Annotated in this window: 21 protein-coding genes; 9 read left to right on the top strand and 12 right to left on the bottom strand. The window is 64.6% G+C overall.

The genetic code is table 11. From position 1 onward, the window contains the following. Positions 1 to 41 precede the first annotated feature (41 nt). The 6 genes from murJ (at position 42) to ispH (ending at position 7470) form a co-directional block, all read left to right on the top strand. A complete protein-coding gene (gene murJ, locus HNP46_RS19965; protein ID WP_184592360.1) occupies positions 42 to 1580 on the top strand; it encodes a murein biosynthesis integral membrane protein MurJ in 1539 nt (512 codons plus the stop codon). 106 nt (positions 1581 to 1686) lie between these two features. Then, on the top strand, positions 1687 to 2625 hold the full coding sequence (gene ribF, locus HNP46_RS19960; protein ID WP_184592359.1) for a bifunctional riboflavin kinase/FAD synthetase: 939 nt from the start codon (positions 1687 to 1689) through the stop codon (positions 2623 to 2625). A gap of 21 nt (positions 2626 to 2646) precedes the next feature. Continuing rightward, positions 2647 to 5481: an isoleucine--tRNA ligase gene (gene ileS / locus HNP46_RS19955; protein WP_184592357.1), complete on the top strand. Its 2835-nt coding sequence runs from the start codon at positions 2647 to 2649 to the stop codon at positions 5479 to 5481. After that, complete coding sequence (gene lspA, locus HNP46_RS19950; protein ID WP_184592355.1) at positions 5474 to 5983, top strand: signal peptidase II; 510 nt, start codon at positions 5474 to 5476, stop codon at positions 5981 to 5983. The genes ileS and lspA overlap by 8 nt, the downstream gene beginning before the upstream one ends. Continuing rightward, entirely contained in the window at positions 5976 to 6428 is a 453-nt protein-coding gene (fkpB, locus tag HNP46_RS19945) for an FKBP-type peptidyl-prolyl cis-trans isomerase (RefSeq protein WP_184592353.1), read from the top strand. Before lspA ends, fkpB begins: the two co-directional genes overlap by 8 nt. A 97-nt stretch (positions 6429 to 6525) precedes the next feature. After that, positions 6526 to 7470, top strand: a complete 945-nt coding sequence (gene ispH, locus HNP46_RS19940; RefSeq protein ID WP_184592351.1) for a 4-hydroxy-3-methylbut-2-enyl diphosphate reductase — start codon at positions 6526 to 6528, stop codon at positions 7468 to 7470. Positions 7471 to 7537: 67 nt separating this feature from the next. On the opposite strand, the gene HNP46_RS19935 is transcribed toward ispH, so the two are convergent. The 7 genes from HNP46_RS19935 to HNP46_RS19905 all read right to left on the bottom strand — a co-directional run bounded on the left by HNP46_RS19935 (position 7538) and on the right by HNP46_RS19905 (position 16022). After that, positions 7538 to 7978: a type IV pilin protein gene (locus HNP46_RS19935; protein WP_184592349.1), complete on the bottom strand. Its 441-nt coding sequence runs from the start codon at positions 7976 to 7978 to the stop codon at positions 7538 to 7540. 17 nt (positions 7979 to 7995) lie between these two features. Beyond that, entirely contained in the window at positions 7996 to 12978 is a 4983-nt protein-coding gene (locus HNP46_RS19930; protein WP_184592347.1) for a PilC/PilY family type IV pilus protein, read from the bottom strand. 14 nt (positions 12979 to 12992) lie between these two features. Beyond that, positions 12993 to 13523, bottom strand: coding sequence for a pilus assembly PilX family protein (locus tag HNP46_RS19925; RefSeq protein WP_184592345.1), 531 nt, complete (start codon positions 13521 to 13523; stop codon positions 12993 to 12995). Continuing rightward, entirely contained in the window at positions 13520 to 14320 is an 801-nt protein-coding gene (locus HNP46_RS19920; RefSeq protein WP_184592343.1) for a prepilin-type N-terminal cleavage/methylation domain-containing protein, read from the bottom strand. Before HNP46_RS19920 ends, HNP46_RS19925 begins: the two co-directional genes overlap by 4 nt. Before the next feature lies 1 nt (position 14321). Next, positions 14322 to 14882 (bottom strand): type IV pilus modification protein PilV, encoded by a 561-nt coding sequence (gene pilV, locus HNP46_RS19915; protein WP_184592340.1) that lies wholly within the window; start codon positions 14880 to 14882, stop codon positions 14322 to 14324. After that, positions 14882 to 15358 carry a GspH/FimT family pseudopilin gene (locus HNP46_RS19910; protein ID WP_184592338.1) on the bottom strand — a complete coding sequence of 159 codons (477 nt, stop codon included), beginning with the start codon at positions 15356 to 15358 and terminating at the stop codon, positions 14882 to 14884. The genes pilV and HNP46_RS19910 overlap by 1 nt, the downstream gene beginning before the upstream one ends. 151 nt (positions 15359 to 15509) lie before the next feature. After that, the gene (locus tag HNP46_RS19905; protein WP_184592336.1) at positions 15510 to 16022 is read right to left on the bottom strand and encodes a GspH/FimT family pseudopilin; all 513 of its coding nucleotides are present in this window, start codon (positions 16020 to 16022) and stop codon (positions 15510 to 15512) included. 194 nt (positions 16023 to 16216) lie between these two features. Here HNP46_RS19905 and thiO point away from each other — a divergent pair, with 194 nt between their 5' ends. Then, on the top strand, positions 16217 to 17326 hold the full coding sequence (gene thiO, locus HNP46_RS19900; protein WP_184592333.1) for a glycine oxidase ThiO: 1110 nt from the start codon (positions 16217 to 16219) through the stop codon (positions 17324 to 17326). Between the two features lie 13 nt (positions 17327 to 17339). Here thiO and HNP46_RS19895 read toward each other — a convergent pair whose 3' ends face one another. The 4 genes from HNP46_RS19895 to HNP46_RS19880 form a co-directional block, all read right to left on the bottom strand. Next, complete coding sequence (locus HNP46_RS19895; protein ID WP_184592331.1) at positions 17340 to 18677, bottom strand: sigma-54-dependent transcriptional regulator; 1338 nt, start codon at positions 18675 to 18677, stop codon at positions 17340 to 17342. A 15-nt stretch (positions 18678 to 18692) separates the two neighbouring features. Then, a complete protein-coding gene (locus HNP46_RS19890) occupies positions 18693 to 20282 on the bottom strand; it encodes a sensor histidine kinase (protein WP_184592329.1) in 1590 nt (529 codons plus the stop codon). Next, entirely contained in the window at positions 20272 to 20514 is a 243-nt protein-coding gene (locus tag HNP46_RS19885; protein ID WP_184592327.1) for a PP0621 family protein, read from the bottom strand. The genes HNP46_RS19890 and HNP46_RS19885 overlap by 11 nt, the downstream gene beginning before the upstream one ends. 146 nt (positions 20515 to 20660) lie before the next feature. After that, a complete protein-coding gene (locus HNP46_RS19880; protein WP_184592325.1) occupies positions 20661 to 21686 on the bottom strand; it encodes an outer membrane protein assembly factor BamD in 1026 nt (341 codons plus the stop codon). Between the two features lie 147 nt (positions 21687 to 21833). Between HNP46_RS19880 and rluD the strand changes: the two genes are divergently transcribed. Both rluD and pgeF read left to right on the top strand, forming a co-directional pair. Continuing rightward, a complete protein-coding gene (gene rluD, locus HNP46_RS19875; protein ID WP_184592323.1) occupies positions 21834 to 22793 on the top strand; it encodes a 23S rRNA pseudouridine(1911/1915/1917) synthase RluD in 960 nt (319 codons plus the stop codon). Then, complete coding sequence (gene pgeF, locus HNP46_RS19870) at positions 22790 to 23515, top strand: peptidoglycan editing factor PgeF (RefSeq protein ID WP_184592321.1); 726 nt, start codon at positions 22790 to 22792, stop codon at positions 23513 to 23515. Before rluD ends, pgeF begins: the two co-directional genes overlap by 4 nt. A 237-nt stretch (positions 23516 to 23752) precedes the next feature. Here the strand turns inward: pgeF and HNP46_RS19865 are convergent. Then, on the bottom strand, positions 23753 to 23987 hold a 235-nt coding region (locus tag HNP46_RS19865; RefSeq protein WP_184592319.1), incomplete at its 5' end, for a transposase.

Raw genomic sequence — 23987 nt, 5'->3', positions numbered from 1 at the left:
CCGCATCGGCAGGGGCGACGATTCTACCAGTTCTGGACGCTATGAACCTACTCAAGTCGCTGGCCGCGGTCAGCTCGATGACCATGATCTCGCGGGTGCTCGGTTTCGTGCGCGACACGATAGTCGCGCGCATGTTCGGCGCCGGCATGGCCACCGACGCCTTCTTCGTCGCCTTCAAGCTGCCCAACCTGCTGCGCCGCATCTTTGCCGAGGGGGCCTTCTCCCAGGCCTTCGTGCCGATCCTGGCCGAGTACAAGACCCAGCAGGGCGAGGAGGCGACCCGCACCTTCATTGCCTATGTGTCCGGCCTGCTGACCCTGATCCTGGCGCTGGTCACCGCGCTGGGCATGCTCGCCGCACCCTGGGTGATCTGGGTGACGGCGCCCGGCTTCGTCGATTCGCCGGAGAAGTTCGAGCTCACCAGTTCCCTGCTGCGGGTGACCTTCCCTTATATCCTGCTGATCTCGCTGGCCTCGCTGGCGGGGGCGATCCTCAATACCTGGAACCGTTTCTCGGTGCCGGCCTTCGTGCCGACCCTGCTGAACGTCAGCATGATCCTCTTTGCGCTGTTCCTCACGCCGTACTTCGACCCGCCGATCATGGCGCTGGGCTGGGCGGTGCTCGCCGGCGGCCTGGCGCAGCTGCTCTACCAGCTGCCGCACCTGAAGAAGATCGGCATGCTGGTGCTGCCGCGCATCAACCTGCGCGATTCCGGCGTCTGGCGCGTGCTCAAGCAGATGGGGCCGGCGATCCTCGGTGTCTCGGTCAGCCAGATTTCGCTGATCATCAACACCATCTTCGCTTCCTTCCTGGTGGCCGGCTCGGTGTCCTGGATGTACTACGCGGACCGTCTGATGGAGCTGCCGTCCGGCGTGCTCGGCGTGGCGCTGGGCACCATCCTGCTGCCGTCGCTGGCCAAGACCTACGCCAGTGACGATCGCCACGAATACTCGCGGCTGATGGACTGGGGCCTGCGCTTGTGCTTCCTGCTGGTCCTGCCGTGCTCCCTGGCCCTGGCGGTGATCGCCGAGCCACTGACCGTCGCGCTGTTCCAGTACGGCAAGTTCAGCGCCCACGACGCGCTGATGACCCAGCATGCGCTGATTGCCTATGCGGTCGGGCTGCTCGGCATCATTCTGGTGAAGGTGCTGGCGCCGGGCTTCTATGCGCGGCAGAACATCAAGACACCGGTGAAGATCGCACTCTTTACCCTGGTGTCCACCCAACTGATGAACCTGGTGTTCATCGGCCCGCTCAAGCACGCGGGCCTGGCCCTGGCGATCAGCCTGGCGGCCTGCCTGAACGCCGGCCTGCTGTTCTGGCAGCTGCGCAAGCAGCAGCTGTTCGAGCCGCAGGCAGGCTGGGGCAGGTTCATCGGCAAATTAGTCGTAGCTGTACTGGTGATGTGCGCCGTGCTGATCGGCATGATGCACTTCATGCCGGCCTGGGATCAGGGCGGCATGCCGATCCGCCTGGTGCGCCTGGGCGCGCTGGTGGTGGCTGGTGTGCTCGCCTATTTCGGTATGCTGGCGCTGCTGGGCTTCCGCCTGCGGGACTTTTCCCGCCGCGCGGTGCTGTAACCTTCGCCGGGCAAAGCATTGCATCGGTTTGCGGCGACGGCATTTTGCCTGTCGCATGGCTGCCGGTGCAGGTATAATCGACCACTTTCTGAGCAATACGCGCGCTATGCAGCTGCTTCGAGGCCTTCACAACCTGCGGCCCCTGTCCGGGGGCTGTGTCGCCACCATCGGTAACTTCGACGGCGTCCATCTCGGCCACCAGGCGATCCTGGGGCGTTTGCGCGAGCGTTCGCTGGAGCTGGGCGTGCCCAGCTGCGTGGTGATCTTCGAGCCGCAGCCGCGCGAATACTTCGCTCCCGATGCCGCCCCGGTGCGCCTGACGCGCCTGCGCGAGAAGCTCGAACTGCTGCGCCAGTACGGCGTCGATTTCGTTCTCTGCCTGGCCTTCAACCGCCGTCTGCGCGAGTTGTCGGCCGCCGAGTTCGTCCGCCAGGTGCTGGTGGAGGGCCTGCGGGTCCGCCACCTGGAAGTGGGCGACGATTTCCGCTTCGGCTGCGACCGCTCCGGCGACTTCGCCTTCCTGGTCAATGCCAGCGCGGAGCAAGGCTTCACCGTCGAGGCGGCGACTACCGTAGAAGTCGACGGCATGCGCGTGAGCAGCTCGCGGATCCGCAAGGACCTGGCCGACGGCGACCTGCACCGGGTCGAGCGCCTGTTGGGGCGTCCGTATCGCCTGAGCGGCCGTGTGCTGCACGGGCAGAAGCTGGGTCGCACGCTGGGTTCGCCCACCGCGAACATCCAACTCAAGCGCCGCAAGGCGCCGCTCAATGGGGTTTACCTGGTCAGCACGATGGTGGCTGGCCAGCGCCGCAATGGGGTGGCCAACATCGGCACCCGACCGTCCGTGAATGGCGACGGCCGGCCCCACCTGGAAGTGCATCTGCTGGATTTCGCCGGCGATCTGTACGGCCAGCACCTGGATATCACGTTCCACCAGAAGCTGCGTGATGAGCAGCGTTTTGCCTCCCTTGAGGCACTCAAGGCGGCCATCCTCGCCGACATCGCCGCCGCCCGGGCCTACTGGCTGGGCCAACCGCTTGATTGAAGATCCTGAACAGGCCCTGAGATGACCGATTACAAAGCCACTCTGAACCTTCCCGAAACCGACTTCCCGATGAAAGCCGGCCTGCCGCAGCGCGAGCCGCAGACGCTCAAGCTCTGGAACGATATTGGCCTGTACCAGAAGCTGCGGAAGATTGGCGAAGGTCGGCCGAAATTCATCCTGCACGATGGCCCGCCCTACGCCAACGGCAGCATCCACATCGGTCACGCGGTCAACAAGATCCTCAAGGACATCATCGTCCGCTCCAAGACCCTGGCCGGCTACGACGCCCCCTACGTGCCGGGCTGGGACTGCCATGGCCTGCCGATCGAGCACAAGGTCGAGACCACCCACGGCAAGAACCTGCCGGCGGACAAGACCCGCGAACTGTGCCGCGAATACGCCGCCGAGCAGATCGAAGGGCAGAAGGCCGACTTCATCCGCCTGGGCGTGCTGGGCGAGTGGGACAACCCCTACAAGACCATGAACTTCTCCAACGAGGCCGGCGAAATCCGCGCCCTCGCCGAGATGGTCAAGCAGGGCTTCGTGTTCAAGGGCCTGAAGCCGGTGAACTGGTGCTTCGACTGCGGTTCGGCCCTGGCCGAAGCGGAAGTCGAGTACGCCGACAAGAAGTCCGACGCCATCGACGTCGCCTTCCCGGTGGAAGATGCCGACAAGCTGGCCGCCGCCTTCGGCCTGGCCAGCCTGCCCAAGCCGACTGCCATCGTCATCTGGACCACCACCCCCTGGACCATCCCGGCCAACCAGGCGCTGAACGTCCACCCCGAATTCACCTACGCCCTGGTCGACACCGGCGAGCGCCTGCTGGTGCTGGCCGAGGAACTGGTCGAGTCCTGCCTGCAACGCTACGGCCTGGAAGGCCAGGTCATCGCCACCGCCCAGGGCGAGTCGCTGGACCTGATCCGCTTCCGCCACCCGTTCTACGAGCGCTTCTCGCCGGTTTACCTGGCCGAGTACGTCGAGCTGGGCGCCGGCACCGGCGTCGTCCACTCCGCCCCGGCCTACGGCGAGGACGACTTCCGGACCTGCAAGCAGTACGGCATGGTCAACGACGACATCCTCAGCCCGGTGCAGAGCAACGGCGTCTACGTGGCCGACCTGCCGTTCTTCGGCGGCCAGTTCATCTGGAAGGCCAACCCGAACATCGTCGCCAAGCTCGATGAAGTCGGCGCGCTGCTCAAGCACGCCAGCATCAGCCACAGCTACATGCACTGCTGGCGCCACAAGACCCCGCTGATCTACCGCGCCACCGCGCAGTGGTTCGTCGGCATGGACAAGCAGCCGCAGACCGGCGCCACCCTGCGCGAGCGCGCGCTGGAAGCCATCACCGAAACCGAATTCGTGCCCAACTGGGGCCAGGCGCGCCTGCACGGCATGATCGCCGGCCGTCCGGACTGGTGCATCTCGCGTCAGCGCAACTGGGGCGTACCGATCCCGTTCTTCCTGCACAAGGCCACCGGCGAGCTGCATCCGCGCACCGTCGAGCTGATGGAAGAAGTCGCCCTGCGCGTCGAGAAGGAAGGCATCGAGGCCTGGTTCAAGCTCGACGCCGCCGAACTGCTGGGCGATGAAGCCGCGCAGTACGACAAGATCAACGACACCCTGGACGTCTGGTTCGACTCCGGCACCACCCACTGGCACGTGCTGCGCGGCTCCCACGCCGAGCTCGGCCACGCCAGCGGCCCGGCCGCCGATCTCTACCTGGAAGGTTCCGACCAGCACCGCGGCTGGTTCCACTCGTCCTTGCTGACCGGCTGCGCCATCGACGGCCACGCGCCGTATCGCCAACTGCTGACCCACGGCTTCACCGTGGACGAGTCCGGCCGCAAGATGTCCAAGTCCCTGGGCAACACCGTGGTGCCGCAGACCGTGATCGACAGCATGGGCGCCGACATCCTGCGCCTGTGGGTCGCGTCCACCGACTACTCCGGTGAGATCGCCGTCTCCCAGCAGATCCTCCAGCGCAGCGCCGACGCCTACCGGCGTATCCGCAATACCACGCGCTTCCTGCTGTCCAACCTGTCCGGCTTCGACCCGGCCAAGGACCTGCTGCCCAACGACCAGCTGCTGGCCCTGGACCGCTGGGCGATCGACCGCGCGCTGCAGCTGCAGCGCGAGCTGGAAGAGGCCTACCGCGACTACCGCTTCTGGAACGTCTACTCCAAGGTGCACAACTTCTGCGTGCAGGAGCTGGGCGGCTTCTACCTGGACATCATCAAGGACCGCCAGTACACCACCCAGGCCAACAGCGTCGCCCGTCGCTCCTGCCAGACCGCGCTGTTCCACATCGCCGAGGCCCTGGTGCGCTGGATCGCGCCGATCATGGCGTTCACCGCCGAGGAAATCTGGGGCTTCATGCCCGGCGAGCGCGCCGAGTCGGTGATGCTGACCACCTGGTATGACGGCCTGACCGAGCTGCCGGCCGACGCCGAGCTGGACCGCGCCTACTGGGACGAAGTCATGGCTGCCAAGGCCGCCGTGAACAAGGAACTGGAAAACCTGCGCAGCGCCAAGACCATCGGCGGCAACCTGCAGGCCGAGATCACCCTCTACGCCGAAGACTCCCTGGCCCAGCGCCTGGAGAAACTGGGCAACGAGCTGCGCTTCGTGCTGATCACCTCCGCCGCCAAGGTGGCCCCGCTGTCCGCAGCGCCGGCCGACGCGGTAGAGAGCGAACTGCCGGGCCTGAAGCTGCAGGTGGTCAAGTCCGCCCATGCCAAGTGCGGCCGTTGCTGGCACTTCCGCGCCGATGTCGGCAGCAATGCCGCACACCCGGAGCTGTGTGGCCGTTGCGTCGAGAACATCGAGGGTGCGGGCGAGGTGCGTCACTATGCCTAACGCCGATCGTTTCGGCCGTCTGCCCTGGCTGTGGATCACCGTGCTCGTGTTCGTGCTGGACCAGGTCACCAAGGCCTTCTTCCAGGCCGAGCTGACCATGTACCAGCAGATCGTGGTCATTCCCGACCTGTTCAGCTGGACCCTGGCCTACAACACCGGCGCCGCCTTCAGCTTCCTGGCCGACAGCTCGGGCTGGCAGCGCTGGCTGTTCGCCCTGATCGCCGTCGTCGTCAGCATCGTGCTGGTGGTCTGGCTCAAGCGCCTGAAGCGCGGCGAGACCTGGCTGGCCATCGCCCTGGCCCTGGTGCTGGGCGGTGCACTGGGCAACCTGTATGACCGCATGGTCCTGGGTCACGTGGTGGACTTCATCCTCGTGCACTGGCAGAACCAGTGGCGCTTCCCGGCCTTCAACCTGGCCGACAGCGCCATCACCGTCGGCGCCATCATGCTGGCGCTGGACATGTTCAAATCGAAGAACTCCGGAGAGACCGCCAATGGTTGATTCCTCTGACACCATTCAGCGCATTGGCGGCGACTCGAAGGTCACCCTGCATTTCGCCCTGAAACTCGATGACGGCAACGTCGTCGACAGCACCTTCGACAAGCAGCCGGCCACCTTCAAGGTCGGTGACGGCAACCTGCTGCCGGGCTTCGAGCAGGCGCTGTTCGGCCTCAAGGCCGGCGACAAGCGCACCCTGACCATCGAGCCGGAGAATGGCTTCGGCCAACCGAACCCGGCCAACCTGCAAGTCATGCCGCGCGACCAGTTCGAAGGCATGGAGCTGGCCGAGGGCTTGCTGGTGATCTTCAACGACGCCGCCAAGACCGAGCTGCCGGGCGTTGTGAAAGAGTTCGACGAGCAGCACGTCACCATCGACTTCAACCATCCGCTGGCCGGTAAAACGCTGGCCTTCGAAGTCGATATCATCGACGTACAACCAGCCTGACTGGCTGCGCGGCCCGTCAATGGCGGGCCGTTGCGCTTGAGGCGAAGTATTCCTACCGGCCCCTCGTGGGCCGGCTTGCGTAGCACCCGAGGCCACCATGCAAATCAAACTCGCCAATCCCCGCGGCTTCTGTGCCGGCGTCGACCGGGCGATCGAGATCGTCAACCGCGCCCTCGACGTCTTCGGCCCGCCGATATACGTGCGCCATGAAGTGGTGCACAACAAGTTCGTGGTGGAGAACCTGCGCAACCGCGGCGCCGTGTTCGTCGAGGAGCTCGACCAGGTGCCGGACGACACCATCGTCATCTTCAGCGCCCACGGCGTTTCCCAGGCCGTGCGCAAGGAAGCCGAGAGCCGCGGTCTGAAGGTCTTCGACGCCACTTGCCCGCTGGTCACCAAGGTGCACCTGGAAGTCGTGCGCTACAGCCGCGACGGCCACGAGTGCATCCTGATCGGCCACGAAGGCCACCCGGAAGTCGAAGGCACCATGGGCCAGTACGACGATTCCAACGGTGGCGCGATCTACCTGGTGGAAGACGAGGACGATGTCGCCGCGTTGGAAGTGCGCAACCCCGAAGCGCTGCACTTCGTCACCCAGACCACCCTGTCGATGGACGACACCTCCCGGGTGATCGATGCCCTGCGCGCGAAATTCCCCGCGATCATGGGCCCGCGCAAGAACGACATCTGCTATGCCACCCAGAACCGCCAGGACGCAGTGAAGGAACTGGCCGACCAGTGCGACCTGGTGCTGGTGGTGGGCAGCCCGAACAGCTCCAACTCCAACCGCCTGCGCGAACTGGCCGAACGCATGGGCACCCCCGGCTACCTGATCGACGGCGCCGAGGACATGCAGAAAGAGTGGTTCGACGGCGTACAGCGCATCGGCATCACCGCCGGCGCCTCCGCCCCGGAAGTGCTGGTGCGCGGCGTGATCCAGCAACTGCGCGACTGGGGCGCCGAGCCCGAGGTGGAACTGGACGGCCGCGAGGAGAACATCACCTTCTCGATGCCCAAGGAGCTGCGGGTCAAGGCGCTCTGAGCCGGGCCCAGAAAGCGGACAAGAAAAAGCCCGATCGGTTGATCGGGCTTTTTTATGGTCGCAGGAATTACTTCCAGCAGTCGGCGGCGGCGGCCGAGCCTGAAGAGCCCTTGGTCCCCAGCGCATTAAGGGTCAGCGTGGTGCACTTGCTATCCGACGTCTGCGGAGCCTTGCGAGGCGTGGCGGTCAACAGATAACCACCGGAGTTGGCGGCGGTTGTGCTCAGGGTCAGGGCGTAGAGACCGGTATCAGACTGTACGGTGGCGGTGGTGCCGCTGCCGCTGCTGTTGCGCATGTTCAGCTTGCTCAGGTCGTTGGTGTAGGCGTTGTTCTGTGCGAAGTAACGCTCCTGGCGGGCAGCGGCATCGTTGAGCAGCGCCTGCCCTTCGGCACGGTTGCCGCGCAGGATGTACTGCTGGTAGCTCGGGTAGGCGATGGCCGCCAGGATCGAGATGATCACCACGGTGATCATCAGCTCGATCAGCGTGAAGCCACGTTGCGCTGTCATGGATACTGCCTCTTCTCTCAATTGCCTTGTGGGATCACGCGCCAGGACTGACGACCGGTGGATTCCGGACCGAAGTTGACCTTCATCGGGGCGCCATCGGAGGTGAAGCGCAAGTCGCCAGAAAGCGCCGAACCGCCAGCTGGAGTCTTGTAGCCGCTGACCACGCTGCTGGTGTTGCCGCTGGTATAGGCATCGCCGCTGTCTATCTTCGAGTTCTGGTTGAAGTCGAACACATTGAAGCTGGAGCGTCCACCGGTGAACGGATCGATGCCGTAGGACCAGCCCTCCACCCCGGCCTGGCAGACATCCAGGTTGGGTGTCCGGGTATTGACGAAGAGCACCTGGCCGCGGGCAGCCATTTCGTCGACCACCCGTTCGCCAACCACTGCCGCGCCGGTGGTGCCGACGCGCCAGTCCAGGTACCAGCCACTCTTGGTTGTCCAGTCCACCGCTGTCTGGCTCAGCAGGCGAATATCCTGGCTGACCGAGGTGGAGCTGTCCGGATTGCTGAAGGATGCACCGTTGACCTGCGAAGTAAAGGATTGCACCTGCAGGTTGGCGCGGGTCAGCGATGGCGTGGTGGCCGCCGCTTCTCCTGCCGTCTGTTTATCCCAGACGCCGTACAGCGACTGCACCTGGAATGGCGACGTCTTGTCGGTCGTGCCCAGGTAGCGGCCGGTACCGAAAATGACCAGATACCCGGTCAGCGACGGATGGCGGACCAGCGACGGCGGCGCCGTGATCGGCTGTGCGACGGCGGAGCTGGTGGCGCCGTCTTTCGCGGTAAACAGCGGCGTGCCGCCGAAGGACACCTTGAAAGTCGAGGCTGCAACCGTGGTACTGGCGAACGGCGTGGCCGAGTTGGTGTCGAGCAGGTCGAAGCGCCACAGGTTGCCCTGCAGGTCGCCGGCGTAGGCGTAGTCGATGATGCCGTCGCCGTTGTTGTCGGCGCCACGAATGCTGGACAAGCCGTTGGTGCCGGCAGCACCTTGGCCGACCAGAGTCTTCAGCACCGCTCCGGTCTTGATGTCGAGGACGAACATCACCGCCTTGCCGCTGCCGTTGTTCGGGCTGTTGTAGCCGTTGGGGATGAGTACACCCCACTGGCCGCTGTGCAGGCGAGCGACGACCGGGGTGGGGATGCTGTAACCCATGTTGCTCAGGTTGGTATTGGTGCTGTCCTTGCTGGCCGCGGTTTCTTCACTGAACTCCCAGAGCAGCGAGATGTTGCCAGGGTCGGTGATGTCCAGGGCAAACACCGAGCGGCCGCCGGCACCCAGGTTGCCGATCAGTACGGTATGCCAGTCATCGTCGAAGTACACATCGCGCACGGTGAGGGCGCCGTCTACATACCAGCGGTGTTGCGCGGCGGTGTAGTCGCGGCTGCTGAGATATTGCAGGTTGGGAATGACGGCGCGAGGTACGTAGGCGAAGACTTCGGCACCATTGTCATCGAACACGTGCAGCATGCCGTCGTTGGCGCCCACGTAAATGCGCTTGGCGCGATTCCTCTTGGCAGTGATGAAGGTCTGGTACTTGGTGTAGCCCCCGTCGATGCTGCCCGCCAGGTAGGCCAGGTACTGCGCGCCGGAAACCACGGCGACGCTGGAGTTGACGATGTCGCCGAGCAGCGAGTCGCGGCGGCGATAATCGGTGCCTTCACCGGTCCGCGAACCGAGCACATAGCTCAGTTGGCCCTGAGTCAGCGTGCCTTGCAGCGAAGTACCGTTGTAGGAGATGCCAGCCAGGTTGGCGTAGGTCAGGTCGACCAGCGAGCCGGAGGAGCCCTTGAACTTGATGCTCCGGCTGGTCGGCACAGTAGCGTGCCAGTTGACCGTGCGACTGCCATCCACCGGACTGACGGTTTCCTTGATCAGGTCTCCCGACCAATCTTCCACCTTGAAGTTGGTGCGATACACCGAGCGATCGTCGGCCACTGAGGCGCCGGCCTGCATGCGGTCCACGGTGGGGGCCGAGACCGAGCTGTTGCGCTGGTAGATGTCGTTGAACGCCTTGTTCAGCTGTTCCTTCAGGGTCAGGGCGTTGGTCACCAGGAAGTAGTTGTCCGGCACGCCGTCGCCGTCGGCATCCGGGTTGGCCGAGGTGGTCCCATACTTCGCTGCGTACCACAGCGGGTTCTGCAGGAAGGAGGCGGCCGCGTTGCCGGAAATGTCGAAGGTCCGGCTGGAGTTCAATGCGGTCAGGGTGCACTCCGACGGTTTGCTGGATACGTTGCAGTAGCCCGGAGCCTGGTTCGCCGGGGTGTCCAGCTTGTAAGCCACGTTGGAACCGCCCTGGTCTTTTACCTCCAGGTAGATGCCATCGCGGGTAGTGCCCGAGATGACATAGCCCATGTGCTGGTCGATACCACCGGCAGCGTATTCGGAGGTCATGTTGATGACCAGCTTGCCTTGGGCGTTGACCAGCAGCTCATAGACGGCGATGGCATCCATGTCGTGGTCTGCACCCTGTTCCACGTCCTCGTAGTTGATACGGAACTTGGCGTAGGGGCGTCCACCGTTCACCGTCGCGTCGCAATCGCTGACGATGCTGACGGTACCGCCGTTGCAGGAGGGCGAGGTATTGGCGAAGGTCTCCACGTAGTAGTCGACGATCTGGTCGGTAGGCTGGAAGTTCGCCGTCGCGCTGATGCCGCTACCGCCTACGGATTTCGCAAAGGGGACCACAGTGACGATGCTGGTGGTTCCGCTACTGGTTACCGGGAACTTGATGGTTGGCAGCGGCGAGGCGAGGGCCACCGCGTAGGTCAGGACCTTCTTGGTTCCACCGATTTCGGTACGCGCGCCGTAATGGGCGACCGCGGCCGAGTAGTAGGTACCTTGCTTGCTCGGCTCTTCGGGGGCGAGGCCGCGCACGGTGGAGAGGTTGACCACGCTCTTGGGCGTTGGGGCGTTGTCGACCACGCCATTGGACTCACCGATGAAAATGCTGCGACTGCCGCCACCCTCCTTGGCCCAGATGGCGTCGGCCTCGGTGGAAACGTTCAGTCCTGCCAGAGGTCCGCTGGACGGCGCGGAAACCGCAGTGGACCAGTTGCTGCCTGGTAATTTGAAGTCATAGGACGGGTTGATGTCGCTGATGACCGTCATCGCCGGCACAGAGCACAGCGGATAGCCCGAGGTGTTGGTGCTGGAGCGATAGGGCGGGGTCCAGGTGCCGATGCGGGGCAGGCCCAGGTCTGCGTCCTTGCTCGAACCGCTGCCGTAATCGTACGAGCTGGTGGGCGCGGTGGCGCCGGAGAAGTAGCGCAGGGTCTCATACATCATCTCGCCGATCGGGTTGCCCCACATGTAGCAGGTGTCGCTCTGGGAGACCGGTCGGTCGGTGATCCAGCCGCAACCATAGGATTGGCTGCTGTAGCTGAAGTCGATGATGCGCAGCTTGTTGATGGTGGCCACGATACCGTTGGTGACCGCATCGCTGTTGGTACAGATGTTGTTGCCCGAGGAGCAGAACTGGCCGGTCGCGGTGTTGTATTCCTTGACGAAGCTCTGGATCTTGCTGCGCAGAACGCCGCCGCTGATGTTGTTCTGGAAGGAGCCGGTAAGCAGGCCGAAGTACATCTTGTTGGCGGCGCCGTAGTCGTGGAGGATCCCGGTCGGCTTCACTCCGCTCTGACCATAGGCGGTGCAGTTGCTTTCGCGGAGGGTGGCATCGCTCGGGCAGGCCACTACCTTGATGTTGCGGTCAACCATGGCGCTGGTACCGCTGGCCGGGGTCTTCCAGTACAGGTAGAAGCTGGCGTCGCCGCCGTTCTCTTCGTGACGATACTTGATTGTGTACGACTGGCCGGCGGTTAGGTAAACGCTGGTGGTGGTGCCGCTGCCACCCGCGCCCGTAGCGCCGTGATCGCCATAGGCCGAAGCGACGACGCTGCCGTTGATCTGGAACTCCACTGCGTCGTCACCGTCCACCGAAAACTCGTAGTTTCCGGTCAATGAGGGTGTCAGGGTGCCGAGTATCTCGGTGTGGAAGGAATCCTGCGTACAGTTGTTGTTGCGCGAGCCCGTCCAGGGGTTGGTGAAGTTCTGACCGGTGTTGAAGTTGCTGAACGGCAGGGTGCCGTTGCCGCAACGCGTGCTGTTATTGCTGTACGCGGCACCGAACAGCGTATCCATCGACGATTTGTTATTGGAGGTGGCGACGCTGTCTTTCCATATCGTCCAGGTCAGGTTGGACAATTGGTCAGCCGGCACCAGAGCCCAGGAGTTGCTCGGTCCGCCGCTGGTACAGGCCACGGTGCTGCCTGAACTGTTCACGCAATCCGAGCCAGCTACCGGGCGCTCCTTGGAAACCCAGTTCCAGATGCGGAAGGTGGTATTGGTCAGGGTGCGCAACTGCGGAATACCGGTGTCCTGAGTGAGCGAAGTCACTGCGAACAGGTGGCGGTAGCCTGGTACGGGCTGCGATAACGGGGTGTAGCTGCTGATCTGATAGCCGTCGTGGTCGGCGCTCAGATATTCCTTGCCCCAGGTATGCGCGTCCTGGGGGATGTAGGCTGCCTGCAGCACGGTAGATGTGGTGGTGTCCTCGACCCGGAATCCGCCGTACAGCACCTTGCGCAGGGCATCCATGCGCGAGGTTGCCAGGTAATTCAGGAAGTCGCCGCTCCACTTGCCGGTGCACTGCTTGTTGGTGGTCGCCACTGACGGGACGAACTTGCCGTCGGTGTAGTCGTAGCAGGCGTAGGAGTTGAAGTAGCCATAGTAGTCGATGCCACCGTTGGCCTTGCTCAGGTAGCCCTTGTAGCCCACGTCGAGAATGCCGTCACCGTTGAGGTCCGAGGCGTCGTTGTAGGCCTCGTAGTAGAGCTTGTGGTCACGCCCCATCACCAGCATGTTCAGCGGAGGAACGGAGTCGTTGACGAATACTGGGGTGTTGGAGATGTCCACATCCGCGCGAGCTACGCAGGATGCGAGCGCCAGGCCGAACAGGGTGGCCAGGTGCAGCTTGGCCGAGAAGCGGGTCGGGTTCTTCATAGTCGGGCCTGGAGTCAGTTGTTGAATACGCGCGCCATTACCGAGCGCACCGGAACCTGGCGCCCGTTGCTGGAGGCGCGGCTGTTCACTTCGTACATGAAGGTGCCCGTACCCAGCAGCATGTTCCCGTATTCGGGATTCATGGTCTGGCCGGCAGCATCTCCCGTAGGAGCGGAAATCATGTAGCGGCTGACACTGGTGTCGATGCCCGAGGTGGCAGCGGGGTAGGTGCCCTTGCCTGTGTAGGCCAGGCCGTCACTGAAGTCCTGCGTATAGGTAGGCGTTTTGGTCCATAGGCAGGGCAGCACGATGGTGGTGGCACAGCGGTCGGGCGGTAGCATCGAGGTGGCGATGGTCGCTTCGGTGTTGCGCAGTCCGGATTCGGCGCCGTTGAACAGGCGCTTCTCCTCGATCACGCTGCCGGTGATACGTGACTCCAGAGTGGACTGGCGGACGCTGGAAATGGCCAGCAGCGACACCACCAGCAGGATGATCAGCGAGACAAACAGGATCGCGCCCTGTTGCGCGTGGCGGGAGGCTGTCATTGCAGAAGATTCCTGAACGTGATGGTGCCCTGGGCGACCTGGAACAGTTGGCCGCTGTCGAAGCTCGAACTGGTATTGGGAGTGGAAGAGGGATAGCGGGTCTTCCATTGCGACAGCGTCAGGCTGTCGCCACCCTTGCGCACGTTGAGGCTGCTGGCCATCAGCGCCGAGTAGCGGATCGAGCGGATCGGCAGGGCACCGGGAGTGGCAGTGTAGGTTTCCACCAGGCGATCGGTGGTCGCCGGGCCCACGCCATATTCGAACTGGATATCCGACACACCGCTGAGAATGGTCTGCGCCGCGTTGCTGCCAACGGCGCACAGCAGGTTGCCGCTGGCATCGACGGTGAACTTCTCCATGATCGTCAGCGTAGCGCTGGTATAGGGCGTACTCGGAACAGCGCTGCTGGTCGGCAGGTTACCCAGACAGTCTCTTTCGTTGCCGTCGCGCGGTTGGTAACGGATGCACAGGCCGCCGCCGCTGCTGGGCAGAGCGATGGTTTGCCCGGCGCTGAAGCTGCAGCCTGAGGGAGCGCCGCTGCTGACGGCGGGGAAGGCTGCCTCGAAACTCTGATCGGGGCGCCGACGGTAACCGATCTTGCTCAGCTCCTGATCGAGGATCATGAAGGTATAGCGACTGTTCTCCTGGTTCTCGATCTGCGCGGTGTTGAACAGGAAACTGTTCTTGTTATCCACGTAGAGCTGGGTAATCCCCAGTACCAGGAAGCTGCTGATAGCCAGGGCGACCATCAGTTCGATCATGGACAGGCCGGCCTGGGCCTTGGCGAGGATGCGCATGTCAGATTTCCGCCCGAATCCGGTAGTGGCAAATGGTTCCATCGGACCCGGCTGCGCTGGAAGTATCCAGGCATTCGCCGTCCTTCACGCGCCAGGCGAGCTGGATCTCCACACCCCGTCCGGAGGTGCCGCAGGTGCCTATGGAGTCGCCGGCCTGGCAGACGTGTACTTCGCTGCCCAGCGAGCCCGCATCGGGAAGAATCTGCCGAACACGGGTCAGCCAGCAGCTGAGTTGCTTGGCAGCGTTGGAGTTGGGCGGCAGAGGCTGGCACTCGTTGGCGGCCAGGGCCGTTGGATAGGACGCGCTATCCAGCTTGAAGTAGGGGGAGCTGCCGTTGAGGCTGTTGGTGGAGCTGTAAACCTGGTCGCGATTGCTGCGCATGGTCTCCAGCAGCTCGTTGGCGAGCATGGCGGCATTGCTGCGCTGTGTGGCATCGACGTTGTACTGGATGGTTCGCCCCTGCATGGCCACCATACCCAGCACGCCTATGCAGATAAGCAGGAGGGCGACGAGGACTTCGATCATGCTGAAGCCTGTCTGGTGTTTAGGCTGATTGTTCATCATCCGCAGCTCCCCAGGGACGCACTGGCGCTGCTCTTGCCGCGCGGCCAGATCTTGACCATGCCGGTCACCTTGACCGAGATGAGGTAGCCGCTGGCAGCATTGCTGTCCTGGCAGACATAGATATCGGTGTTGCTGGAGGCGGTTCCGTTGGAATAGAACGTCAGCGTGACGCTGTTCGGATTAATGCCCATAGGGGAGGCCGGAACCGTCATCGAACGCAGGGAGGTGCTGCCCTGGGCAATCACCCAGCTGCCGTTGGCGGCGGTGGCCGTGACGGACAGGCTGCGGGTCACCGCTTCGCTGCGCGCATACTGCAATAGTGCGAACAGTTCGTTCGCCGCGCTTTCCGTGCGGTTGTTGCGGATGAGCGTCTGGAAGCTGGGCAGGGCGATGGACGCGAAGATCGCCACCAGGACCACCACAATCATCAACTCGATCAGCGTAAACCCCGCCGATGCCTTGGGCCGCGACATAGGCGCATTCCTCACATTTTCGATAGCGGCAATGCTGCCCGTTCTTGTAAGAAATGTCCTATTTCTATGGATGACCGTTCGCGATACGGCGATATCCGGTCACCGCGGTGAAGGATGTGTGAAACCCATCGCAGAGCAAGTGAGAGGTCGGTCAGCGGGGACAGAGGGCGTCGGTCGTGCCGCTCTCCGTGCGGATGCGGCCGACCTTGTTGAGGATGATGCGGAAACTGCGGCTGCCGTCACCGCAGAGGGTGAGGGTGCCGGCGTGGAGCGCGCCGTTGGGTTGGATGCTGTTGCCGCGCGGGGTGAAGTGGATGTAGCGGCGCGAAAGGGTGTCGGTCTGGATCCGGCGGATTCCCAGCGGCCCGTGGGCGATGAGCGGGGCGTTCTGCGGCTGGCGCTGGCCGCGGTTGTCCGGGTCGGGGTAGACCTCCCAGCCTGAGTTCCAGTCGCCGTCGAGCGGGGCGATGCTGGTGGATTGTCCGCTGTGTACGGCGGACTCGCGGGCGAAATCCAGTGCGCTGCGCAGGTCCTGGGTGGCGGTGCTGGCCCGGTGGTTGTTCAGCAACTCGCCCAGGGATGGCGTGGCGATGGCCACGGCGATGGCGAGGATCGCGAGGGCGAACAGCAGTTCGACGAGGGTGACGCCACGGTTTCGCGACATGGCGAATTTCCGCTGGAAGTAGGTGCCGGGAAGTATCGGATGGCAGGGGGCGGATGCCCTTGGTCATGTTCGATGGCGCTTGTAGGAGTGGTCCGATGCCGCACCGACTTCTGTCTTGCTCCGTCGTGGGGGGTTGCCCGGTATAGTGTGCGGCTGGCGATTGGCCTTGGATTTCCTTCAGTGGTGGGCGTGGTATGCCGGATGTGATCGTGGTGGGTGGTGGGGTAGTCGGCATGCTGTCTGCCTGGACCTTGGGGCAGGCGGGCGCCGAGGTGGTGTTGCTGGAGCGCGGCGAGACCGGGCGCGAGGCTTCCTGGGCCGGCGGTGGCATCGTCTCGCCGCTCTATCCGTGGCGCTACAGCGCGGCAGTGGCCAACCTGGCGCACTGGTCGCAGGACTTCTACCCGCTGCTGGGCGAGCGCCTGCTCGCCGACACTGGCCTCGATCCGCAAGTGCACGTCACCGGCCTCTACTGGCTGGACCTGGACGACCAGGCCGCAGCCCTGGCCTGGGCAAAGTCCAACGGCCGTCCGTTATCGGAGGTCGCTATCAATGCTGTGCACGAAGCCGTCCCGGTACTGGGGCAGGGCTTCGAGCGCGCCGTGTACATGTCGGGCGTGGCCAATGTGCGCAACCCGCGCCTGGCCAAGGCGTTGCGCGAGGCGCTGGTACGTCTGCCGAATGTCAGCGTGCACGAGCAGGTCGAGGTGACCGGCTTCGTTCAGGCCGGCGATCAGATTCGCGGCGTGCGCACGGCGCAGGGGGATTTCAGTGCGGATGCCGTGGTGCTGGCTGCCGGCGCCTGGAGTGGCCGCATCCTGGCGCAGCTCGGCCTCGAGCTGTCGGTGGAACCGGTCAAGGGGCAGATGATCCTCTACCGCTGTGCCCCCGATTTTCTTTCCAGCATGGTCCTGGCGAAGGGGCGCTACGCGATTCCGCGTCGCGACGGGCACATCCTGATCGGCAGCACCCTGGAGCATGCGGGCTTCGACAAGACGCCGTCGGATGAGGCGCTGAGCAGTCTGCGCGCCTCGGCGGAGGAACTGATTCCCGCGCTGGCGGGCAGAGAGCCGGTGAATCACTGGGCGGGGCTGCGCCCGGGATCGCCACAAGGCATTCCTTTCATTGGTGAGGTGCCCGGCCATCGCGGCCTGTGGTTGAACACCGGGCATTACCGCAACGGTCTGGTGCTGGCACCGGCATCCTGCCAGTTGCTGGCGGACCTGATGCAGAAACGCGCGCCGATCATCGAGGCGGCGCCCTACGCGCCAGCAGGGCGTCTGGTGGCGACGCCCATCGTCTGAGGTTGGCCGGGGATCAATCGATCCCCAGTTTCTTCAGGCGGTAGCGCATGGAACGGAAGGTCAGCCCCAGGCGCTGCGCCGCGGCGGTGCGGTTCCAGCGGGTTTCTTCCAGGGCCTGCATGATCAGCTTGCGCTCGATGTCCTCGAGGTAGTCCTCGAGGTTGTCGATCTGCGCCAGGCTGGCTTCACCGCCGGCATCCGCGCCGCTGGCCTCGGCCAGGCGCAGGTCGTGGGGCTGGATGACATCGTTCTCGCAGAGCGTGTAGGCGCGCTCCAGCATGTTCTCCAGTTCACGCACGTTGCCGGGGAAGCGGTAGCTCTTGAGCTTTTCCAGGGCGTCGGGGCTGACCGCCGCGGCAGCCAGCCCGCTGTCACCGGCCAGGCGCTTGAGCACGCGGTCGGTGAGCAGAGGGATGTCCTCGCGGCGCTCGCGCAGCGGCGGCACCCGCAGCTCGATGACGTTCAGGCGGTAGTAGAGGTCCTGGCGGAAGCGGCCGGCGGCGACTTCTGCGGCCAGGTCCTTGTGGGTGGCGCTGAGGATGCGCACGTCCACCGAGACTTCCTGCTGGCCACCCACGGCGCGCACGGCCTTTTCCTGGATGGCACGCAACAGCTTGACCTGCATCGGCAGCGGCAGGTCTGCGACTTCGTCGAGGAACAGCGTGCCACCGTTGGCGGCCTGGAACAGGCCGAGCTTTTCCTCCACCGCACCGGTAAAGCTGCCTTTCTTGTGGCCGAAGAATTCGCTTTCCATCAGCTCGGAAGGGATGGCGCCGCAGTTCACCGGGACGAAGGTGCTGGTCTCCCGCGGGCCTTGCTCGTGGATCAGGCGGGCCACCAGTTCCTTGCCGCTGCCCGATTCGCCGCTGATGTACACCGGCGCCTGGCTGCGCGCCAGTTTGCCCACCTGGTTGCGCAGGGTGCGCATGGGCGGCGAGTCGCCCAGCAACCGGCTGTCCACCGGCGCCTCTTCGGCTTCCGGCGAGCGCAGGCGCAGGGCGGAATTCACCAACTCGCGCAGGCGGCCGAGGTCCACCGGCTTGGTGAGGAAGTCGAAAGCGCCGGCCTTGAGCGCCTGCACGGCGGTGTCCAGGCTGCCGAAGGCGGTGATCATGGCGACCGGCATCTGCGGGTGGCGCTGCTGGATGTACTGCACCAGGTCCAGCCCGGTGCCGTCGGGCAGGCGCATGTCGGTCAGGCAGAAGTCGAACGGCTCGCGGGCCAGGAAGTCGCGGGCTTCCTTGACGTTGCGCGCACTGCGGGTGTCCAGCTTCATGCGGCCGAGGGTGATTTCCAGCAGTTCGCGGATATCGGGTTCGTCGTCGACGATCAGGGCTTTTTGACGGCTCATGCGATTTGCGTCTTCTTAGCTTTGTTTGCGCGGGTGGGCGAAGGTGATGCGAAAGCAGCTGCCCCCTTCGTCACGCGTCTTGTAATCCAGTCGAGCCTGGTTGCTTTCGCACAGCTCGCGGGAGATGTACAGGCCAAGGCCTGTGCCCTTGCTTTCAGTGGTGAAGAACGGTTCGAACAGCTTCCCCCGTTGTTCGCCGGTGATGCCGGGCCCGTCATCGAGGACTTCGAGGACGGGCAGGTCGGTCTCGCTGTCACGGAATAGTCGCAGCCAGACCTGGCCGATGCCGTGCTTCTGCGTGCTGTACCGTAACCCATTCTGCACCAGGTTGGTCAGAACCTGGGTCAACTGGTGCGGGTCCATGCGCGTCTGCACCGTGCCCGGACCGGTCTCGACATGCAGCTTCTGGCCTTCGCGGTGGCTCTCGCGCAGTTCACCGGCGAAGCGGTGCAGCCAGTATTTCAGGTCGAGCAGCTGCGGCTCGGACTGGCGCCGACGCGACAGCTGCAGGACGTTCTCGATGACCAGGTTCATGCGCCGCGACTGGTCCTGGATGATCTGTGTCAGGCGCCGGTCCGGCGCGTCCAGTTCCTCGGATTCCAGCAGCAGCTGGGCGGCGTGGCTGATGGCGCCCAGCGGATTGCGGATCTCGTGGGCGATGCCGGCGGTCAGCCGGCCGAGGGCGGCGAGCTTGAGCTGCTGCGCCTGCTGGGCGATCTGCGAGATGTCTTCGAGGAACATCAGGATGTGCTGTTCGTCGCCGCGTCGCAGCGGAATGAAGCTCGGCTGCACGGTCGGTCCGGACTCCAGCGGCTGCAGGCTCGGCGGACGCAGGGCGGGGTTCTGCTGCCATTGCTGCAGGCTGGTGACCAGCTGCGGGCTGTACTGGGCGAGCGAGTGCCCGGCCAGCTCGTGGCCGCCGAGCAGGGCGGTGGCGCTCTGGTTGGCCAGCAGCACGCGGTGGCGATCGCCGAGCACCAGGATGCCGGTGCGCATACGCTGCAGGATCAGGGCGTTGAGTTCTTCCAGGTTGGCGACCGTAGTCGCCCGCTGCTCGGCAATGTTCTCCACCACCTGCTGGCGCCGCGCCAGGGCCTGGATCAGCAGCGCCGAGGCGAAGCTCAGCGCGCCCAGGCCGCCGGCCTGGACGTAGTGGTTGATCGCGGTGGGTTGGCTCAGGCTCAGGTAGAAGGTCAGGTAGATCAGGCCGATCGAGGCGATGGCGGCGATCAGCAGGCCGATGCGCCCGCGCAGCAGGATGTTGGCGATGGCCACCGCCACCACCATCAGGTTGCCGATGCCGCTGGGAATGCCGCCGGCGGTATAGAACAGCGCGCTGAGCAGGATCACGTCCAGTGCCGCGAGGATGAACAGCGGCAGCAGCTGGCGCGGGGTCGGCATCAGCACCGCGATGAGGATGTTGAGGACCAGGTAGACCCAGCAACCGGCATGGAACAGGCCGGGGTGGGCCAGCTTCAGGATGTCGTCGTCCAGGTTGCTGGAGATCAGCAGGACCAGCACCAGGCCGATGGTCAGGCGGTACAGGTGGTACAGGCGCAGGATCCGCAGACCCTGCCCGGTCAGCGAGATGCCGTCAGCGGCCACGGTCGGCGTGGTCCTGCTCGAGGTGGGCGCGGCTGCAGTACCACTTCTGCTCGTCCTGCAGAGCATGGGTCTGTGGCACGTGCACGCCGCAATGGCTGCAGCGGACCATCGGCGCAGCCTGCTCGTCGGCCTTGGTCTTGGCCTTGCCTGCCGGCTGCGCCGGGCGGGTAGCCTTGCGCCACAGCCACCAGCCGAGGGCGAAGAGGGCGATCCAGAACAGCAGACGGGTCATGGCAATCCCTTGTGCTCAAAGAGCGGCAGTTTATCCAAGGCAGGCGACGGCGCACAGATCGCCGTCAGGGTCGTTGGCGAAAAACGCTGGCATCGAACATGAAAAAGGGAGGCCGAAGCCTCCCTTTTTCGTCGAACCCTGTCGGATCAGTCGAAGATGCCGAAAGTCATGTAGCTGAACCAGGAACGGTCGCTGTTGCCGGCGTTGCCTTCGGCTTCGTGCTGTTCCTCTTCCACGTCGCTCTGGTTCTCGGGCTTGAGCTCGGCGGGGATCTGCTGCTCGGCGTCCTCGTACTGCTTGATCACGTCCTTGGATGCCTGGGTTTCCATGTGCGGCGGGGCATCGTTGGTCTCGATCAGGCCCAGGGTGGCCTTGGCCAGCCAGGAGCGGTTGTCGGCCTCGTCCTCGCGCGGGACGAACTGGCCGTCCTTGAGGCTGGGGTTGTCCGGGTAGTTGGCCTTGAGGGTCTCCAGGCTGGAATCGGCCAGGTCGTTCAGGCCCAGGCGCTGGTAGGCCTCGACCATGATCGCCAGGCCATCGCCGACGGCCGGGGTTTCCTGGAAGTTCTCGACCACGTAGCGGCCACGGTTGGCGGCGGCAACGTAGGCCTGGCGCTTGAGGTAGTAGTGGCCGACGTGCACTTCATAGGCTGCCAGCAGGTTGCGCAGGTAGATCATGCGCGCCTTGGCGTCCGGGGCGTAGCGGCTGTTGGGGTAGCGGCTGACCAACTGGGCGAACTCGTTGAACGAGTCGCGGGCGGCGCCCGGGTCGCGCTTGGTCATGTCCAGCGGCAGGAAGCGCGCCAGCAGGCCGCGGTCCTGGTCGAAGGAGGCCAGACCCTTGAGGTAGTAGGCGTAGTCGACGTTCGGGTGTTGCGGGTGCAGGCGGATGAAACGCTCGGCGGCGGCGCGGGCGGCCTCGGGCTCCATGTTCTTGTAGTTGGCGTAGATCAGTTCCAGCTGGGCCTGCTCGGCATAGCGGCCGAACGGATAGCGGGACTCCAGCGCCTTCAGCTTGGAAACGGCGTTGGTGTAGCTCTTGTTGTTGAGGTCGTCCTGTGCCTGCTGGTACAGCTGGCTTTCGCTCAGGTTCTCATCCACCTTGTCGCCCTTGGAGGAGCAGGCGGTGACAAAGGCGAGGGTGGCGATCAGCAGCAGGTGTTTCACTTGCATGGCGAGTTGCGTCCCTGGACGGTCGGCTGTCGCGGCCGCAACCGTCTGTTATGATTGGCGCCCCAGGGATACCCCTGGGACAAAGGCCCCGTATTTAACCACAGCGCGCAGCCGAACCAAAAGGCCGTGCGCCCTTCGTGTCCCGTCATGTCCAATATGATCCAACTCGCGGCGCAAGTGCCGTTCGATCTGGGTGGCCAGCGTCTCGATCAGGTCGCCGCCCAGCTCTTCTCCGACCACTCCCGTTCCCGCCTGGCTGGCTGGATCAAGGACGGCCGTCTCAAAGTCGACGGTGCCGTGCTGCGCCCGCGCGACATCGTCCATGCCGGCTCGCAACTGGAGCTGGAAGTCGAGCTGGAGGCCCAGGGTGAATGGATCGCCCAGGACATCGAGCTGGACATCGTCCATGAAGACGATCACATCCTGGTCATCGACAAGCCGACCGGCCTGGTGGTCCATCCCGCCGCCGGTCACCAGGACGGCACCCTGCTCAACGCGCTGCTGCACCACGTGCCGCACCTGGCCAACGTGCCGCGCGCCGGCATCGTGCACCGCCTGGACAAGGACACCACCGGCCTGATGGTGGTGGCCAAGACCCTGGAAGCCCATACCAACCTGGTCGCCCAGCTGCAGGCGCGCAGCGTCAGCCGCATCTATGAGGCCATCGTTACCGGTGTGATCCTCGCCGGCGGCACCGTCGACGCGCCGATCGGCCGTCACGGCGTGCAGCGGCAGAAGATGGCAGTGATCGAGACCGGCAAGGTCGCCATCAGCCATTACCGCGTGCTGGAGCGCTTCCGTGCGCACACCCACACCCGGGTGAAGCTGGAAACCGGGCGTACCCACCAGATCCGCGTCCATATGACGCATATCGGCCACCCGCTGGTGGGCGACCCCACCTACGGCGGGCGCTTTCGCATTCCTCCGGGGGCCAGCCCGACGCTGGTCGAGTCGCTGCGTGATTTCCCGCGCCAGGCCCTGCACGCACGTTTCCTGGAGCTGGATCATCCGGCCACCAACGTGCGCATGAAGTGGGAATCGCCGCTGCCGGATGACTTCACCTGGCTGCTGAGCCTGCTGCGGCAGGACAACGAGTCCTTCGTATGACCTCCTGGCTGACGCCCGACTGGCCGGCTCCGGCGAATGTCCGCGCCTGCGTGACCACCCGTGCCGGCGGCGTCAGCGACGAGCCTTTCACCAGTTTCAATCTGGGTGACCACGTCGGTGATGACCCGGCTGCCGTGGCCGAGAACCGTCGCCGCCTGACCGCCGAGCTGGGCTGCCAGCCCGCCTGGCTCAGCCAGGTGCATGGCCTGGACGTGGTTGAAGCCAACCCCGGCGTGGTGGCCACCGCCGATGCCAGCTGGAGTGCCACTCCCGGCGTCGCCTGCACCATCATGACCGCCGACTGCCTGCCGGCGCTGTTCTGCGACCGCGCCGGCACCCGCGTGGCGGGCGCCCATGCCGGCTGGCGCGGCCTGGCCGGTGGCGTGCTGGAGGCGACCGTGGACGCCATGGGCATCGCCCCAGCTGAGCTGCTGGTCTGGCTTGGTCCGTCCATCGGCCCGCAGGCGTTCGAAGTCGGGGCGGAAGTGCGCGAAGCCTTCCTGGCGGACCACGCCGAAGCTGCGCGGGCGTTCGTCCCCAGTGCCAATACTGGCAAGTTCATGGCCAACATCTATGAGCTGGCGCGCATCCGCCTCGCAGCGAAAGGCGTGACAGCCGTCTACGGCGGGGATTTCTGCACCTTCACCGACACCGATCGCTTCTACTCCTACCGCCGCAGTTCCCGCACCGGCCGTCAGGCCAGCCTGATCTGGCTAGCCTGATCCGCCCAGCTTGCCTCCAGGCGTAGGAGCAACTGTCTTTCTCTGGCAGACCGTGCCTGGGATGTTCCCTCTCCCTAACCCTCTGACTAGGCGTCCCCCCCATGAAGGGAGAGGGGACCGTTCGGTGCAGGTTGAAACGATGGTGTCAGCCGGTACAGACAGCTCCCTCTCCCTTCAGGGAGAGGGCGGGGGAGAGGGATTGCCCTGGCACGGTATTCAGGTAGGAGCAACTGTCTTTCACCCATTCTCCGTTCGCCACTGAGTGCCATCCCTGACCATTGCGTTGAGCCTCACGATCAGCACGCGCATGCAGGCGACCAGGGCAACCTTGGGGCTACGGCCTGCATCGCGCATCCCCTGGTAACGTTTGGAGAAATCGTCCTGGCAACGGATGACCGACCAGGCGGCCATGTACAGAATGCGTCGAATCATGGCGCGCCCGCCGCGGATATGGCGTTGGCCGGTTTTCTGA

This window comes from Pseudomonas nitroreducens, assembly GCF_014204515.1.
Lineage (GTDB): Bacteria > Pseudomonadota > Gammaproteobacteria > Pseudomonadales > Pseudomonadaceae > Pseudomonas > Pseudomonas nitritireducens_A.
The sequence above is the reverse complement of the archived record's forward strand: the minus strand, read 5'-3'. Positions and strand labels throughout refer to the sequence as shown.

Bases quoted from the DNA above. Each gene is read 5' to 3' on its own strand.
- murJ (WP_184592360.1), top strand. From the start codon at position 42: ATGAACCTACTCAAGTCGCTGGCCGCGGTCAGCTCGATGACCATGATC.
- ribF (WP_184592359.1), top strand. From the start codon at position 1,687: ATGCAGCTGCTTCGAGGCCTTCACAACCTGCGGCCCCTGTCCGGGGGC.
- ileS (WP_184592357.1), top strand. From the start codon at position 2,647: ATGACCGATTACAAAGCCACTCTGAACCTTCCCGAAACCGACTTCCCG.
- lspA (WP_184592355.1), top strand. From the start codon at position 5,474: ATGCCTAACGCCGATCGTTTCGGCCGTCTGCCCTGGCTGTGGATCACC.
- fkpB (WP_184592353.1), top strand. From the start codon at position 5,976: ATGGTTGATTCCTCTGACACCATTCAGCGCATTGGCGGCGACTCGAAG.
- ispH (WP_184592351.1), top strand. From the start codon at position 6,526: ATGCAAATCAAACTCGCCAATCCCCGCGGCTTCTGTGCCGGCGTCGAC.
- HNP46_RS19935 (WP_184592349.1), bottom strand. From the start codon at position 7,978: ATGACAGCGCAACGTGGCTTCACGCTGATCGAGCTGATGATCACCGTG.
- HNP46_RS19930 (WP_184592347.1), bottom strand. From the start codon at position 12,978: ATGAAGAACCCGACCCGCTTCTCGGCCAAGCTGCACCTGGCCACCCTG.
- HNP46_RS19925 (WP_184592345.1), bottom strand. From the start codon at position 13,523: ATGACAGCCTCCCGCCACGCGCAACAGGGCGCGATCCTGTTTGTCTCG.
- HNP46_RS19920 (WP_184592343.1), bottom strand. From the start codon at position 14,320: ATGCGCATCCTCGCCAAGGCCCAGGCCGGCCTGTCCATGATCGAACTG.
- pilV (WP_184592340.1), bottom strand. From the start codon at position 14,882: ATGAACAATCAGCCTAAACACCAGACAGGCTTCAGCATGATCGAAGTC.
- HNP46_RS19910 (WP_184592338.1), bottom strand. From the start codon at position 15,358: ATGTCGCGGCCCAAGGCATCGGCGGGGTTTACGCTGATCGAGTTGATG.
- HNP46_RS19905 (WP_184592336.1), bottom strand. From the start codon at position 16,022: ATGTCGCGAAACCGTGGCGTCACCCTCGTCGAACTGCTGTTCGCCCTC.
- thiO (WP_184592333.1), top strand. From the start codon at position 16,217: ATGCCGGATGTGATCGTGGTGGGTGGTGGGGTAGTCGGCATGCTGTCT.
- HNP46_RS19895 (WP_184592331.1), bottom strand. From the start codon at position 18,677: ATGAGCCGTCAAAAAGCCCTGATCGTCGACGACGAACCCGATATCCGC.
- HNP46_RS19885 (WP_184592327.1), bottom strand. From the start codon at position 20,514: ATGACCCGTCTGCTGTTCTGGATCGCCCTCTTCGCCCTCGGCTGGTGG.
- HNP46_RS19880 (WP_184592325.1), bottom strand. From the start codon at position 21,686: ATGCAAGTGAAACACCTGCTGCTGATCGCCACCCTCGCCTTTGTCACC.
- rluD (WP_184592323.1), top strand. From the start codon at position 21,834: ATGTCCAATATGATCCAACTCGCGGCGCAAGTGCCGTTCGATCTGGGT.
- pgeF (WP_184592321.1), top strand. From the start codon at position 22,790: ATGACCTCCTGGCTGACGCCCGACTGGCCGGCTCCGGCGAATGTCCGC.